Consider the following 15,613-nt stretch of genomic DNA (forward strand, 5'->3'; position numbering starts at 1 on the left):
TCATATGCGTAATGGCCGCGACTGCCGGACATCCCTTCAAAAGCCTGCCCTGAAGAGTGTTGTTCCAGCATGTTAGATACGGTTTTATGCCCGGCCTTCTGATTGATGAATTATTGTGGAGTATGCCTGTAAATTATGGTTTTTACGCAATATTTGTGTGCTGGAAACAAATATACATGGCGCAGTATGTTTGATGTCAGCGAACTGCTAAAACACGTATTGCGCGCTTGCGCCCAGCATCCAGTTGCGCCCCGGCGCCGGCTCGTAGTAGCGCTTGTTGCTGTCGCCGACGATCACGGAGCCGATGTAGCTGCGATCGAGCAGGTTGTTGATCCGCACGAATTGCTGCAAGCGCCAGGCGCCGACATGCTGCTCGGCACCTGTGCGCAGGTTGATTGCGCCATAGCCGGGAGCGGCGGTTTCGGTATTGCTGTCCTCGACGTAGACCTTGCTGTTGGCGATCGCCTCGATTGCCGCGCTCAGTCCTGTCGGCGTATCTTTCCACGCCAGTTCGCCAAACAGCGTGGCGCGCGGCACGCCGGGCAGGCGATTGCCGGCCGCGATGTTGCCGACAGTCTGATCGTAGACCGCGTACAGGCCGGTCAGTGCCAGCCGCCCTGAAAAACCGTGCTGCCATTTGGTGTCAAGCGCCAGTTCGATGCCCTGACGCAGGGTGCTGCCGGCGTTCTTGTAACTGGTGCGTCCGCCGCTGGAGGCATCCACCACCAGTTCGTCGTCGGTGCGCACCTGAAACAGCGCGACATTGAGTTGCGTGTCGCTGCCCAGCAATGCCTTGGTTCCGACTTCCAGATGGGTGCTGTGCGCCGGCTTCAGATTGAAGTTGAAGCCGCTTCCAGAGCCGGAGTAAAACAGTTCGTTGAGCGTCGGCGTCTCGAATCCTTTGGCGGCGCTGGCATACAGGTTCAGCGCCGGCGTGGCCTTGTAGAGCAGCGCTAGCACTGGCGTGGTACGGCGGTAGTTCAGGCTGCCGCTGTCGTTGCCGTTGCTGATGAAACTGTCGTTTACCTCGACTTGCATCCTGCTGTGGCGCAGGCCGGCAGTCAGCACCCAGTCGCCGCTTTGCCATTCGGTCTGCAGATACGGATCGAGACTGGTGACTGTATCGGTTTCGTCGCGGCGCAGCTTGCCCTTGACGCCGAACTGGCTGCCGATGAAATTCTCATAGCCCTGGCGGTCATCGCTGGAGCGGCCATAGTCGAGGCCGACGGTGGTGGTCAGGCTGCCGCTGCCCAGCTGGTTTGCGCCGATCCAATGCAGGTCAACGCCGCCGAAATTGCGGTCGAAATCGACCACGCCGCCGGAATGGCTGGCAGGCGCCTGGAAGCCTTTGGAGAAAGACTGGTACTGGGTCACTTGGCGGTTGCCGGCATACGCGGTCAGCTGCAGCAGATCGGCGCCGAAACGCCGCTCGTAGGTCAATCCCAGTTGCTGGTGGTCGATGCTCTTGCGGGTGTTGTAGCGCTCGGCAAAGGTGCGCTTCGGGTTCTGGGTGTCGCTGGGGTCGATCTCGCCGGCGCGCGGATCGCGCTGGAAGGTGGCCCAGCTCACGCCCAGCGGGTCCTGGGTATCGTGCTGCCACAGGCCGTTGGCCACCAGCGTCAGGCGGCTGTCGGCATCGGGTTCGGTGGTGATCTTGGCGAACGCCTGGTCGCGGGTCGCGGCGCTATGGTCGCGCGCGCCGTCTGTGTGGAAGCGCGAGGCATCCAGCACGTAGCCGACCGCGCCCGGCTTGCCTTGGGCGCTAAGATCGGTTTTCCAGCTGCCGTCGCTGCCGCCCAGCACGCTGGCTTGCACCGACGGCGCGCCTTGGCCGTCGCGGGTGAAAAGCTGGATCACGCCGCCGGCATGGTTGCCGTAAATGGCGGAGAAAGGGCCGCGCAGCACTTCGATGCGCTGCGCCATGTCGAGATTGAAGGTGGCGGCCTGGCCTTGGCCGTCCGGCATGGTGGCGGGAATGCCGTCGCTGAACAGTTGCACGCCGCGCACGCCGAAAGCGGAACGGGCGCCGAAACCGCGCGACGATATCTGTAAATCCTGCGCGTAATTCTGGCGGTTTTGCACCACCAGCCCAGGCACTGCTGCCAGCGCCTCAGAGGCATTGACGCGGGCTTGGCCGCTGGTGATTCGCTCCTGATCCAACACATCAACCGAGGCTGGCAGATCAAAACTGGAATGCTCGAAGCGGCTGCCGGTGACTACGACCGGGGCTAGTGTCTTAACTGCTGCGGCAGCATCCTCGATGCTGCTGTCGGCGGCACAGGCAGATGCGGCAAAGGCGGCAGCAGCGGCTGCAAGCAAGGTCAGGCGCAAGGGCGGGCAAAATGGCGGCATGGCTTTTCTCTGTGGTTGCGTGCATGTGTCCGGAAAGAAGGGCGTCATGCTTGTCTCCGTTGTTGTAATGGCGGCGGCCTGCCGGCTGATATTTTGCAATGTATTTTTCAGCAGGCAAATTGTAAATGGCGAATGGTTGCAACATTTCATAAGCAAAATACTTGCCATACTTTTCTTGCATGTGCATGCAGCCTTGAATTATCCGTGCGGCGCTCTCCAATCGATCGAAAATTGCGCAGAATTTTTACAAAGTGATCCGATTTTATACAGACGATGCCGTTTCGACCAGTCCGACCTTGCTCTCATCCGTGCATGGCCGCGTGGCGCGCAGACGGGCAATAAACAGCTTGTGGTGCCGACGGGCATGTATTTTGCCTTAATCGTCATGCATCTATCAGTCGATGCATTGAACGATACCAATAAAATTGCGAGGAGACTACGGACCCCTTTCCATCTGTGTCGGACGCTATGCTGCGTCCGAAAAAACGGTAGCGATTAATCAAACAATATCGGAGCATTAAATGAAAAAAAATTAGTAGCAGGCGCCGCTTTGGCACTGGTTTCCGGCATGGCTGCGGCACAAAGCGCAGTGACGGTGTATGGCAATATAGACGTCGGCGTGTTGACGCAAAATCATGCGTCGGCCGGCACTGCCTCGACCACGATGGCCAATGGCGGCATCTCACCTAGCATTTGGGGCTTTCGCGGTACCGAAGACTTGGGCGGCGGTCTGAAGGCGAACTTCAATCTTGAAGGCCATTTCGCCCCCGACACCGGCGCGATTGTCGGCAATGCGACAACCGGAAACGGCGCCCTGTTCCGCCGTCAAGCCAATGTTGGCCTTTCGTCTGCCGGCCTCGGTACGGTCACTTTAGGCAACATGTACAGCCCAGCCATCCTAGCTTTCGCTGCGACCGATCCGCGCGGCCTGCGTGAAAATTTCTCCGGCCTGTATTCATGGGCCTATAACTCAGGCGTATTAAGCTCCACGACTCCGAACACCAACAACGATGTCGGCGTATTCCTGCAAAACGCCATTTCGTACAGCAATACGATCGGTCCGGTAGGTATCGGAGCGGCCTACAGTCTGCCGGAACGCAACACCGTCGGCGCGCCTTCCGGCGCTGTGTATTCCTTGGGCGTTACTTACTCCGGCCCGGTTTCATTGTCCGCTGCGTATCAATCAAACAACAAACCCAATACTTCCGATCGTTTGAGCAGCATTTATACAGTTGGCGCCAGTTACACGATGGGCGCTTTCACCGGAAAACTGAACTTCCTGCGCGGTGAAAACAGGGATACAAACCTAGTTGATATCAGCAAGGTAAATGTATTCGGCCTCGGTGTCGATTGGAAAACGGCAGCCAACAACACCGTCATCGCTGCCGCGTATTTCGGTAATGATAAGGATCGCAGCGAAGCCAAGACCAACACCTTCCTGTTGAGCGATGAATACGCGTTGTCCAAGCGCACCACGCTGTACGGCCAATTGGCCTATGTCAGGGCGGATAAGAACGCCTCTCTGCTGACCACCGTGGTGGCCGGCGGCACCGCAGCCGATACCAACACCACCTTGCTCAACGTCGGCATCAAGCACTCGTTCTAAGCGCAGCTGACTGCAAAAAGCCATCCCGCGGGATGGCTTTTATTTTGATTGTCTACGAATACAAACAACGCTATTTGGTGTAATAACCGACGCCCACTACCAGATTGTCAACGCGCTGGATTAAGGAGTGCTTCTTCTCCACTGCGTTGGTAGCTGGGTTGCGCCATACGTAATCGACGATGCCGCTTCCCTTCTGTTTTGCCAGCGTGATCATTTGCTTGAATGCCGGCTTGCCGGCGGCATCCCGCAGACCCCGCACATCCATGCCGGTGAGCTGGGGCGAGTCGCCCGATGCGCGGTATTTGCCATCGTCGATGCCGATCACGAATACATACTGATCGTTATGCGTGAAGCCGCCTTGCGGGTTATTGAAGGTCGCGAATGCGGTATTGCCGCCCGATTTTTTCAGGAATGCGACTGCCTTGTGGAGCAACTCATCCGCTTCTTCAATCGAGGCGCGCGGCGTGTAATAGCCGACGCAGACGATATAGTCGCCCACCTTGCGGTATAAGGTGGATTTGCTTTCAACGCGATTACTGACCCGGTTCAGCCAGTGGTATTCGATAGTGCCGCTGGCCTTATTTTGGGCCTGCATCAGCAAATCCGCAATCAAGGGTTTGCCGGCCGCATCGCGCAGATCGATCGCATTCTTGCCCACCAACCCAATCATCGAGCCGCCGTTGGCGTGCATGAAACCATCGTGTCCAACCACAAAAACATAATAGGCACCATTGACGAAAGTGCCTTTTGGATCATTGAAGGCAGCAAAAGATTTTTCGGGGCCATTTTTCTGCAGATAATCAGCAGCGCGATCCAGCAGTTCTGTGGCGCGCTTGGCTTCGGAGCGTTCGACGACCCCTACGCCTACGGTTTTCATTACAGTATCTTCGGCAGCGTTGGCTAGCGGCGCTGCGATCAGTGCCGAAACTACGGCCAGAGTGAGCAAGCCCAGACGATTGCGTTTCATGATGTACTCCAGGTCAGAGAATGCAAGTCCATTCCAAGCCGGAATGAGCGTTGCGTGGTTGGATTGCTTTGCGGCAGTTCGGGCATGCCGTTGCAAGCCCGACTGACTCCTGGCAAGAAACTAGCAAAATACAGGCCATCAGTTTTCTTCAACAAGCGGCGCCATATGAACCAATTTTTTCAAGAAATAACTGCTCCAATCTGAAACTATTGTTCCATTGCATGACATAACGGAAATAATGATGAAGCAGTCGCGTAAGCAATCATCGTACCTGCATTGCGATATAAGGTATTGGCATAGTTCCTGCGTAATTCATCATTAAGTCTATTGGAAGAGAACGTTTTGCATATTCATTCAGGCGCATACATGACAAATCAGAGTGGTCCTGCCATTGCCAGTTTGCCGAGTACAGATTTTCGGTACACATCGGCAATAATTGTTCGGCAATTTCTCGCTGGTTTGTGGTGGTTATTGATTGCCTGCCCGGCGCTGGCCGGGGTCATGACGCGCGATGCGCTGGTGGAAAGATACCCGGTGCCGTACATCGTAGGTGAGAAAGATGCAGCGACACCCGTGTGGCCGATATTTCAGCAGGATGCAACCGAAAATCGCCTGATCGGCTATGTTTTCGAGTCGATCGATCTGGCTCCGATTCCCGGTTTTTCCGGGGTGCCGGTGAATTTGCTGATTGCTATCGACACCAAAGGCAGTTTTCTGGATGTTCGGGTCCTGTCGCAACATGAGCCGGTATTTCTCGATGGCCTCGGCGAAGGCCCGCTCACTTCATTCGTCAGCCAATACAAGAGTCTGTCTCTCAAGCAAAACATCAGGATAGTGACTGGCGGAAATGGTGTTAGAAATGTATCTGGGGATACCGTGCATCTGGACGGCGTCTCGAAGGCCACCGCATCGGTGCGCATCATTAACCAGACCATCCTGTCTTCTGCGCTCAAGGTGGCGCGCAAGAAACTCGGGTTTGCCGAAGGCCGTGATCCGGAACTGATTGCACGCATCAGGCCGGATGTTTCAGAATCGCACACGATCAAGGCATTGATCGATACCGGCCTGATCAAGCATGTGGTGCTGAGCAATGCTGACATCGAAAAGAAATTCTCCGGCAGCAACGGCAGCGGACTTGATGCAGATGCCGTCGCGCATCCCAAAGATGCTTTCATTGACTTATACCTGGCCTATGTGTCGGTCCCGAGCATTGGCCGCAATCTGTTGCATGAGAGCGCATGGAACAAACTGAAAGACCGCCTGGAGCCTGGCGATCAAGCCATTCTGGTGATGTCGAAAGGGCGCTATAGCATCATCGGTGACGATTTCATTCGCGGCACAGCACCGGACCGAATCGCGCTAAAGCAGGATCAACTGCCGATAGAAATGCGCGACCTGAACCTGGATCTTGCGTTGAAGGAGGACCAAGGCGCAGGTCTGGGCATGGAATCCATCGCGGTTTTCAGGATCATTAGCCAGGCCGGACTGGACCCATCCAGGCCCCTCGATTTCGTGCTGCCAGTGACGCGCTACAAAGGAATCGTCTATCCGGAGAAGATAAGCCGGGATTTCATCTTCAGTTTCAGTCTCCCCGCACGCTTTTATACGGTACCGGAAGGCGACAATAAATCCTGGGGTGGCATCTGGCATGACAGGTGGGGCGAAATTGCCATTCTGGTGATTGGTCTCGCAATCCTGTCGCTGGCGCTGGCATTGCAAAAAAGACTGGTCGCGCAGCAGCGCCGCTTCGCCATTTTCAGGAATATTTACCTGCTATTTACCCTGTTCTTCATCGGCTGGTATGCGCAGGGCCAACTCTCGATCGTCAACTTTACCAGCGTGCTGCAGGCACTGATCGCTGGCCGCAGTCTCGGTTTCTTTTTGTATGATCCAATGACGGTGACTTTGTCGGTGTTCGTGTGCATCTCGCTGGTGATCTGGGGGCGCGGGACATTTTGCGGCTGGCTCTGTCCCTTCGGCGCTCTGCAGGAATTTACCGCCAAAATCGGCAAGCTGCTGAAAATCCCGCAAATAAGACTCAAGCCGAAAACAGACCAGAGACTGAAAGGGATCAAATATCTGGTGCTGGCGGGGGTGCTGGTCAGCACATTTTTTGCGCCGGACCTTACCGACAAGCTGGTGGAAGTGGAGCCGTTCAAGACCGCTATCACGCTCAATTTCGTGCGCTCCTGGCCATTTGTCGCGTATGCGCTGGGCTTGCTGGTCGCCAGCATGTTTGTTTACAAGTTTTTCTGCCGCTTCCTGTGCCCGTATGGTGCCGGCCTTGCGCTGCTCGGACGCTTTCGGATACTGGACTGGATTCCGCGCCGCAAGGAATGCGGGACGCCATGCCAGACCTGCCGATATCAATGCGCCTATCAGGCCATTACGCCGGACGGAAAGGTCCATTACGACGAATGCTTCCAGTGCATGGAGTGTGTGGTCATTTATGCCAGCGATGAAAGATGCGCGCCGCTGATGCTGGAAAAGAAGCGCGCCAGAATTATTCCGATTCAGGATGAGCCAATTTAAAGGAATTGCCATGCGACGACGTACTTTACTCTCGGCATCACTCGGTATGGGCGCACTGGCCGGCCTGGCGAGTGTCGGCGCGGTTCCCGGCTCTCCACTGACTGCTTCGCTGCCAGTCAATACGGCGCTGGCGGGGTTGACATTGTATTCAGGGTCGGATCTGGCTTTCGGCACTACAGTGACGATCAAGGTGCTGCATGGCGATGCGTTATCGGCGCGGGCAGCAATACAGGACGCATTGCTGGAAGTCAGAAAAATCGATGCCCTGATGAGTCTGCATCAGGAGCGCAGCCAGGTCTTTCAGCTGAATCGGGATGGGATTCTGGCCGCGCCGGATAATCATCTGCTGTATGTGCTGAAATATGCGCAGCAACTTTCCCGGTTGACTGCCGGCGCCTTTGACATCACGGTGCAACCGTTGTGGCGCGCATTCAGCGAGGCACGATCCAGAGGCACGCTGCCTGCGCCAGAGCAAATAGCCGCTGCCAGATCCTTGGCAAACTGGCGGCAACTTGAAGTGCATCAACAGCAAGTGCGATTGAATACGGCCGGCATGGCGATTACGCTCAATGGATTGGCCCAGGGATATGCGGTGGATCTGGCGCTTGCGGCTTTGCAGGCAAGAGGCGTGCAGCATGCTCTTCTGGATACCGGGGAGTTCGGGGCGATTGGCAACAAGACGTCTGCGCAACCGTGGATTCTCGGCATTAACCATCCAAGGCAGGCGAATGCAATATCTGCCGAGATTGAAATGGATGGCCGCAAGGTGGCCACATCGGGCGACTATGCCACGACTTTTAGTTCAGACTTCGTCCATCATCATATTTTCGATCCGGCCAGCGGCGATTCGCCGCTAGCGCTGGCCAGTGTCACGGTGGTGGCGCCGACCGGCATCATGGCCGATGGCCTTTCCACCGCCTTCATGGTGATGGGAGCGGATAAGGCGTTTGCGCTTGCGGCGCAATTGCAGGATGTGGACATCTTGCTGATCGACAAAAACGGCGCCATCCGGAAAACAGCGCATTTTCCGGAGGTGCAGGCTTAACCAAGAAAAATGCTGGTTTACGGGGTAACGACATGCACCCCGTATTTTGCAAATATTTTTGCCATTTCTCCCGAGGCGACCAACTCATCGGTCGCTGTCTGCAGCAATCTGGCGAGTTCAGGCTCATTCTTTTTCACCGCCATTCCCACCGCCCAGCCCTTTTGCGGCAGGCGCTGGAATGAAACGGGGCTTACTGGAAAACTGGTGTCGCCCTTGAATACAGATTCGATTTCGGATTGATTGGCCAGTACCGCATCCAGTTTTCCGGCTTTGAGGTCTTGCAACGCTTCGATGGGTGTCGGATAAATCTTGATGTCGTCCCGGAACCTGCCATTTTGTTCACCAAGCAGCACCATGGCAGAAATAGAGATTTTTTCGACGCCGATTTTCTTGCCCGACAATGCATCCATGTTGTCAAAGTCGGGAATGGCTTTGCCATTGCGAACCAGGCGTACCGTTTCCCGGTAATAGGGCGCAAAAATTTCCACTTTGTCATTGTCCGCTGCCAGACGGCGATCCACCGGTACATGCATTAGAAGGTCTGCCGGGCCGTAACCCAGGTAATGCCCTTTCCAAACCATATTGCGTAAATCGTCGTTCAGATTCTCACCGGCAGGGAACGGAAGCAGGCTCATTTTCAGGCCCAGCTTTTTTGTCAGAGCTTCGGCTAGATCGATATCGATACCAGCATTATTTTCTGAGAACGGGGCGAAATCATTATATACAGCAACCTTCAGTATTCCGGCTTGCCTGATTTTGTTCAAATCTGCGTGAGCCGGCGCTGCAGCGCTCAAGGCCGCAAAAGACAGGGATATCGCCAGGCCTGTCCGGCGCAAAGATAAAAATTTCATGATGTCATTTCCCGTCAGGTGGTGAGATTGTCAATGCAGCCATCCCTGATACGCAGAAATGGCAGTTGTCTGCTTACTTTGTTTCGCGGCGTGTTTCAAGATACGCCTTCACTGCCCAGACCGCTTCCTGGCTGAGAATGCCTTCAAACGGCGGCATGTATACCGCACCGTTGCGTACTTTTCCGTGCCGCACCGAGGTCAGGAAGTAATTGTCGGTTTCCTTGAAGCATGCCTGTTTTTTGGTTTCGTTTTTCTGGTCCATGCAGTCGCGATCCAGTAATCGCAAATCGGGCGCAATTCCTCCCGAGATCGCTTCCAGGCCGTGGCAGCGCGCGCAATTCTGGCCGTATGCCGATGCGCCCAGTTTTGCCGCTTCCTTGTTGCCGCGATACGGATTTTCTTCGCGCCATTGATCGCCGAGTTGCGGCAAGGCTGTGGCATCGACCGAATGCGGTACAACGTCCCCATGTGCAAAAGCGGAAAAGGACGCCAGCGTAGTTGTCGTGATGAATGATGTAATTGCAAGGGTTTTCAGGACTGATTTCATGATGTCTCCATTTTTAAGTTTTAAAACTGATGGCAGACAACATGCAATAGCCATGCCATGTGTTTTTGGGCTGGATCAATTTGCTTTTGCTTCTTTTTTGAACAAGTGCTACATTAAAAAACAACATATCAATTATGCGTATTGTGAATTTCTCAATGCCATCTAGTTACTGTTGCCGAAGGTCAGCAGAATCAGCGCTGACATATCAAAAAAGACTACTTCTGGACTCGGTGTGATGAATAATTCCAAATCATTGGCTGGCACGCTTTCTGCGAGTCACATTTCCATGTCCATAGAAAAATCACATCAGCGTTCCATTGCGTATGGACTCGGCGAAAACGATAAACCCGACTTCAGTCCGCTTGGCGGTTCCGATCTGTCGCTGCTGGTCGAGCAGAACCGGAGTCTGCATGCCCATGCGCTGCCGGTAATGGAAACGCTGTATGAACAAATCATTAATACCCACAACATGGTGATTCTGACCGACGTCAACGGCTTGATCATACATACGCTGGGCGATGACGATTTTCTGGAAAAGGCCGATCGGGTGGCGCTCAAGCCCGGCGTCATCTGGTCGGAGCAAAGCAAGGGCACCAACGCAATCGGAACTTCCATCGTGGAGCAGGCGCCGACTATGATTCATGCAGATGAGCATTACTTGCGAGCCAATCATTTTCTGACATGCTCTGCCGCGCCGATTTTCGATTATCGCGGAAATGTCATCGGGGTTCTCGACGTCACTGGCGACCAGCGCAGCTTTCATAAGCACACGATGGCGCTGGTGCGCATGTCGGCGCAAATGATCGAGAACCAGTTGTTTTCATCCGCCTTCCAGGATGGTTTTTTGCTGCATTTCAATACGCGCCCGGAGTTCATCGGCACCTTGATGGAGGGTATCGCTTCCTTCGCCCCAAATGGACGGTTTCTATCGGCCAATCGCAGCGCCCTGTTTCAGCTTGGCTTGCCGCTTTCCGCGTTGCATTCGCATACATTCAGTTCGCTGTTCGGCCTGCCGGTGTCTGCTCTGTTCGATCATTACCGCACCGCTGCACCGGACCTGTTGAACCTGTGCCTGCACAACGGCGTCCGCGTATACGGCCGAGCCCAGTTGCGCTTGTCACACAGCGTGTTTCAGCATTCGTCCAGTGTGGAGTCACAGCCAGATAATCCGCCGCAGCAAGGCAGTCAGCAGCAGTCCATCCAGGCAACGCGCCGGCTGTCAGGCTTGCGTTATCTGAATACCGGCGATCCGCAAATTGCCGCAGTAATCGAAAAAGTCACCAAGGTACTGGGGCGCGATATTCCGATCCTGGTGATGGGCGAGACCGGAACCGGCAAGGAACTTCTGGCGCAGGCCATCCATAATGATTCTCCGCGTTCGAAAGGCCCGTTTATTGCCGTCAATTGCGCATCGATACCAGAAACCCTGATCGAGTCGGAGCTGTTCGGCTATGAAGACGGGGCCTTTACCGGCGCACGTAAAAAAGGCAGTATCGGTAAAATTCTGCAAGCCAATGGCGGCACTTTGTTCCTGGATGAGATTGGCGACATGCCGCTGAGTTTGCAAGCCCGTTTGCTGCGCGTATTGCAAGAGCGCATGGTCACGCCATTGGGCAGCGCCAAATCGATTCCGGTCAATGTTGAACTGATTTGCGCCACCAACAGAAATCTGCGCGAACAGATTGCAAAAGGGGAGTTTCGCGAGGATTTGTATTACCGCTTGAACGGACTGGTGGTCAAACTGCCACCGATACGTGAGCGCACCGATCTCGAAACGGTGATCAACAAGGTGCTCGCTCTGGAATCGAATACCGTGGCTTACTCGGTGGCGCCGGACATCATGCAGTTATTCAAGCAGCATAACTGGCCGGGGAATTTCCGCCAGTTGACCAATCTGCTGCGCACCGCGATTGTGATGGCGGATGACTGTCATGAAATCCGCGCAGAGCATCTTCCGGACGATTTTTTCGAGGATGTCGAATCGACACAAAATCGTGTCTCAAATGAAAATACCAACCGCTTTGTTGCCAGCGGAACCAACCTGGAAGAGATGGAGATTTCAGTGATACAAAAATCACTGGAAACCCACAGCGGCAATGTTTCCGCCACTGCGCGGGCACTGGGAGTGTCCCGCAACACCATTTACCGCAAGATTGCCGTGCCCAAGTAACTAACTTTTCTTCGGGACGCAGTCCCCCTCAGTAATATTGCAACATGTCTCGCACCGCACTGCCGAGCGCCGCGCATATTGCCGGATCGGATGCGGTATGCGTACCTTTCTCGACCCACTGCACCGCAGCATGAGGCATGAATCTCTGTAAGAGGATGACGTTTTCCGGCGGACAGATCCAGTCGTGGGTGCCATGGACAATCACTGCCGGTATTTTGTTTGCAACCTTGGCGTGGTGGAAAATAGCGCGCGCACTCAGGAAGCAATGCTGCGACAGATAATGCGATTGCAGCCGGTATTTTCCAATTAATTTTCCGATTTCATTTGCTCTTTGCGGCGCCACCAAGCCTGTCATCGCTTGCATGATGGCAATTTCATAATCATTCCAACGTTGTGCAGCATCCTGTATTTCTATGGGTGTTCCATTGTGCAGCAACGATGTTAATGATTGGAGCACATCGATTTTTTGCTGCATTGTCCAGTTTGCCGTCAATTGCAGCCATGCTTGCGGCACCAATGCAGCGAGTGACTGGAAGAACCAGTGAGTTTCACGTCGACTGGCAAGAAAAACCCCACGCAATATCAGGCTGCTTACCGATTGCGGAAAGCTGCCCGCATAGACGATGCCTAAAGTGCTGCCCCAGGAGCCGCCCACCACCGACCAGCGCGCAATCTCCAGGGTTTTGCGCAATCGTTCGATGTCTGACACCAGGTCAGCGGTCGTGTTGTGAGTCAACCCGCCTGCCGGCACGCTTTTCCCGGCGCCGCGCTGATCCAGCAAGATCACTCTCTGGCGCGACAGGTCGAACCAGTCGAGCATGGAGAGGTTGCAGCCGCTGCCCGGGCCGCCATGCAGCACCACGCTGGCCGGTCCGGACGCATTCCCGTGCTCGGAAAAATACAGCATGTGTCCATTGCCAACCGGCAGATATCCTTCCTGCAAAAGTGCTGGTGCCGGCGGCGGCATGGAACTTGCGTTGATGGGATTGGTTGTCTGCATTGTCATCGATATGGTCAGGCCCTGACAGTGAGCAATCACAAATCATACATGCACTTTATAACTACTGAAGATCATCATGAAATGGAGCAAGCCGGCATTTACCGATCTGCGTTTTGGCTTTGAAATTACGATGTACGTTGCCAATCGCTGATGTGTAGGAATTAGTCCCTGTGCGGCGCATAAGCTTGAAATAGCGTCAGACGCCGCACGCAACATAGCAAATGTGGCCAGATCATGAAAATCATCGTATTGGGTTCGTCTGCAGGCGGCGGCTTCCCGCAATGGAATTGCAATTGCGCCAATTGCGATCGGATGCGTCGCGGCACCTTGAAGGCCAAGGCCAGAACGCAATCCTCCATCGCTGTTTCTGCAGATGGGGAGAATTGGATACTGATCAATGCCTCGCCCGACATCCTGACGCAAATCCAGGCCACGCCGGCGCTGCAGCCCGGCCGTTATGCCCGCGACACGGGCATTGCCGCAGTGTTGCTGATGGACGCGCAGGTTGATCACACGACAGGTCTTTTGATGCTGCGGGAAGGCAAGCCGATTCCCTTGTATTGCACCGCATCGGTGTGGGATGACCTGACCACCGGTCTGCCCTTGGTACCGGTGTTGTCCCATTACTGCGGCGTGCGATGGCATCCGCTGCCCATCAGGCAAGACCACCTGGAAGCAATTGAATTACCTGGAATCGATGGCATCCGGTTTACCCCGCTGGCGTTGTCGAGCAAGGCGCCGCCGTATTCGCCGCATCGGGAAAATCCGCATCCGGGCGACAACATCGGCCTCATGATTGAAAATCGGGCAAGCGGCAAGAAAGTCTTTTATGCGCCAGGCCTGGGTGAAATCGAACCGCACGTCGAAGCGGCAATGCGCAGTGCGGACTGCCTGCTGGTGGATGGCACGTTCTGGAGCGCCGATGAAATGATCCGGCTCGGCTTTTCCTCCAAGCATGCGGCCGATATGGGGCATCTGCCGCAATCCGGCCCGGGCGGAATGATCGAATGCCTGGACAGCATGGATGCTGCCCGCAAGATACTGATTCATATCAACAACACCAATCCGATTCTCGATGAAGACTCAGAGCAACACGCAGCCTTGCTGCGTCATGGCATCGAGATCGCCCACGACGGAATGGAAATCACGCTATGAACGCGATGACGCAAAACGCCATGAAACAAGCAGCAACCTGCCCCGATCTGCCTTGGGATCGGGAGGAGTTCAAGAGCCAGCTTCTGGCGCTGGGCATTCATTACCATATCCATCATCCGTTCAACCTGAAGATGAACAACGGCCAGTTGACGCCGGACCAGATTCGGGCCTGGGTCGCCAACCGCTTTTATTACCAGATCAATATTCCCCAAAAGGATGGTGCGATCCTGGCCAATTGCCCGGATCGGGAAGCGCGCCGCAAATGGATTCTGCGCATCCACGACCATGATGGATGGGAAGGCAATGCCGGCGGGATCGAGGCTTGGGCGCGCTTGGGCGAGGCGGTCGGCATCCCGCGCAGCGAGCTATGGTCTCTTTGCCACGTGGTGCCTGGAGTGCGCTTTGCGGTCGATGCATATGTCAACTTCGCTCGGCAGTCGCCTTGGCAGGAAGGCGTGTGCTCATCGCTGACCGAGATGTTTGCACCGAAGATCCATAAGGAACGCTTGGCCAACTGGCCGTCGCTATACCCATGGATCGAAGCACAAGGGCTGCAATACTTTCGCAGCCGGATTTCGCTTGCAGAGCGTGATGTGGTGCATGGCTTGCAAGTCACGCTGGATCATTTCACCACGCGCACGCAGCAGCAGCGCGCTCTGGAAATCCTGCAATTCAAGCTCGACGTACTGTGGTCGATGATGGATGCGATCGAACTGGCCTGTTCCGGGCGTATTTAGGCGGCGCTATGGATATAACAATTGACCTGCCCACGCATGCGCAGCTCAAGCATGCGGAAGCGGTCGTCAACGCCTATCGCGCCAAGGCCGGCAACAAGATCCGCATCCTGTACGTGGCGCCGGATATTTCGAAGAGCGGCCGAAAGTCTGCATGAACGGCTGGGGTTCGGTATTTTTGGCCATCGCCGCCAGACGGCACCACGCTACCTTGCCATGCGGCAAAATCGTTGCAGGGTATCGATTTTCCGCATGTGGCGCAGCACGCAGGGGTACAGGAAATCGTCCGGCATGCGCAACAAGATGGCGGCGCACAGTCGGGCCAGCAGCCGATCATGTTTCGCGCCGATGCGAATTCCATCAAACTGTCGGACGGAAATCACTAGGAGCCACTGAACGCAGCTTGCGCATGTGTTTTTTAGTTTAAATAGTACTGGAATAGTGTATTTTTTCAATGGTAATAAATCAAAGCGGTAACTGGTGTAATTTTCAATATACTCCATAAAAATCAATAATTGTTTGATCTGATTTCAGGTCTGGTACGCGATTGTCGTTGTAATTTCCGGCAAGCGCGACCAGACGGGAGCGGCCGGATTCCGGCCAATTCCCTATGCGCACGCTACTACTGCGCCTGTTTCAACTGCTCCAGGATAG

General features: G+C 55.0%; 15 protein-coding genes. 9 read left to right on the forward strand and 6 right to left on the reverse strand.

Annotated elements, in window-relative coordinates:
* Positions 1 to 207 precede the first annotated feature (207 nt).
* On the reverse strand, positions 208 to 2,352 hold the full coding sequence (locus tag HMCN_RS0103775) for a TonB-dependent receptor (protein WP_025916126.1): 2,145 nt from the start codon (positions 2,350 to 2,352) through the stop codon (positions 208 to 210).
* A 46-nt stretch (positions 2,353 to 2,398) separates the two neighbouring features.
* Here HMCN_RS0103775 and HMCN_RS0103780 point away from each other — a divergent pair, with 46 nt between their 5' ends.
* Positions 2,399 to 2,851, forward strand: coding sequence for a hypothetical protein (locus tag HMCN_RS0103780; RefSeq protein WP_155837369.1), 453 nt, complete (start codon positions 2,399 to 2,401; stop codon positions 2,849 to 2,851).
* Positions 2,852 to 2,902: 51 nt separating this feature from the next.
* Positions 2,903 to 3,958, forward strand: a complete 1,056-nt coding sequence (locus HMCN_RS0103785) for a porin (RefSeq protein WP_025916128.1) — start codon at positions 2,903 to 2,905, stop codon at positions 3,956 to 3,958.
* Positions 3,959 to 4,028: 70 nt separating this feature from the next.
* Here the strand turns inward: HMCN_RS0103785 and HMCN_RS0103790 are convergent, their stop codons facing one another.
* Positions 4,029 to 4,925, reverse strand: a complete 897-nt coding sequence (locus HMCN_RS0103790) for a cache domain-containing protein (RefSeq protein ID WP_025916129.1) — start codon at positions 4,923 to 4,925, stop codon at positions 4,029 to 4,031.
* Between the two features lie 459 nt (positions 4,926 to 5,384).
* Here HMCN_RS0103790 and HMCN_RS0103795 point away from each other — a divergent pair, with 459 nt between their 5' ends.
* Together HMCN_RS0103795 and HMCN_RS0103800 are read left to right on the forward strand one after the other, a co-directional pair.
* Entirely contained in the window at positions 5,385 to 7,457 is a 2,073-nt protein-coding gene (locus tag HMCN_RS0103795) for a 4Fe-4S binding protein (RefSeq protein ID WP_369792134.1), read from the forward strand.
* A 10-nt stretch (positions 7,458 to 7,467) separates the two neighbouring features.
* On the forward strand, positions 7,468 to 8,502 hold the full coding sequence (locus tag HMCN_RS0103800; protein ID WP_025916131.1) for an FAD:protein FMN transferase: 1,035 nt from the start codon (positions 7,468 to 7,470) through the stop codon (positions 8,500 to 8,502).
* A 17-nt stretch (positions 8,503 to 8,519) separates the two neighbouring features.
* On the opposite strand, the gene HMCN_RS0103805 is transcribed toward HMCN_RS0103800, so the two are convergent.
* Positions 8,520 to 9,353 (reverse strand): ABC transporter substrate-binding protein, encoded by an 834-nt coding sequence (locus tag HMCN_RS0103805; RefSeq protein ID WP_025916132.1) that lies wholly within the window; start codon positions 9,351 to 9,353, stop codon positions 8,520 to 8,522.
* Positions 9,354 to 9,426: 73 nt separating this feature from the next.
* Positions 9,427 to 9,900, reverse strand: coding sequence for a cytochrome c-550 PedF (gene pedF / locus HMCN_RS0103810; RefSeq protein WP_025916133.1), 474 nt, complete (start codon positions 9,898 to 9,900; stop codon positions 9,427 to 9,429).
* 286 nt (positions 9,901 to 10,186) lie between these two features.
* Here pedF and HMCN_RS0103815 point away from each other — a divergent pair, with 286 nt between their 5' ends.
* Positions 10,187 to 12,070, forward strand: coding sequence for a sigma-54-dependent Fis family transcriptional regulator (locus HMCN_RS0103815; protein ID WP_238551935.1), 1,884 nt, complete (start codon positions 10,187 to 10,189; stop codon positions 12,068 to 12,070).
* A 28-nt stretch (positions 12,071 to 12,098) separates the two neighbouring features.
* Here HMCN_RS0103815 and HMCN_RS0103820 read toward each other — a convergent pair whose 3' ends face one another.
* On the reverse strand, positions 12,099 to 12,932 hold the full coding sequence (locus HMCN_RS0103820) for an alpha/beta fold hydrolase (RefSeq protein ID WP_162174113.1): 834 nt from the start codon (positions 12,930 to 12,932) through the stop codon (positions 12,099 to 12,101).
* 214 nt (positions 12,933 to 13,146) lie between these two features.
* Between HMCN_RS0103820 and pqqA the strand changes: the two genes are divergently transcribed.
* From pqqA to HMCN_RS20075, 4 genes are all read left to right on the forward strand, one after another.
* Positions 13,147 to 13,221 (forward strand): pyrroloquinoline quinone precursor peptide PqqA, encoded by a 75-nt coding sequence (gene pqqA, locus HMCN_RS18525; protein WP_081801396.1) that lies wholly within the window; start codon positions 13,147 to 13,149, stop codon positions 13,219 to 13,221.
* Positions 13,222 to 13,304: 83 nt separating this feature from the next.
* Entirely contained in the window at positions 13,305 to 14,225 is a 921-nt protein-coding gene (gene pqqB / locus HMCN_RS0103825; RefSeq protein WP_025916136.1) for a pyrroloquinoline quinone biosynthesis protein PqqB, read from the forward strand.
* 20 nt (positions 14,226 to 14,245) lie between these two features.
* Positions 14,246 to 14,962 carry a pyrroloquinoline-quinone synthase PqqC gene (pqqC, locus tag HMCN_RS0103830; RefSeq protein ID WP_025916137.1) on the forward strand — a complete coding sequence of 239 codons (717 nt, stop codon included), beginning with the start codon at positions 14,246 to 14,248 and terminating at the stop codon, positions 14,960 to 14,962.
* A gap of 8 nt (positions 14,963 to 14,970) precedes the next feature.
* Positions 14,971 to 15,117 carry a hypothetical protein gene (locus tag HMCN_RS20075; RefSeq protein WP_155837371.1) on the forward strand — a complete coding sequence of 49 codons (147 nt, stop codon included), beginning with the start codon at positions 14,971 to 14,973 and terminating at the stop codon, positions 15,115 to 15,117.
* 48 nt (positions 15,118 to 15,165) lie between these two features.
* Here HMCN_RS20075 and HMCN_RS20080 read toward each other — a convergent pair whose 3' ends face one another.
* A complete protein-coding gene (locus tag HMCN_RS20080; RefSeq protein WP_155837373.1) occupies positions 15,166 to 15,462 on the reverse strand; it encodes a hypothetical protein in 297 nt (98 codons plus the stop codon).
* Positions 15,463 to 15,613 lie beyond the last annotated feature (151 nt).

The organism is Herminiimonas sp. CN, assembly GCF_000622895.1.
GTDB lineage: Bacteria > Pseudomonadota > Gammaproteobacteria > Burkholderiales > Burkholderiaceae_D > AVCC01.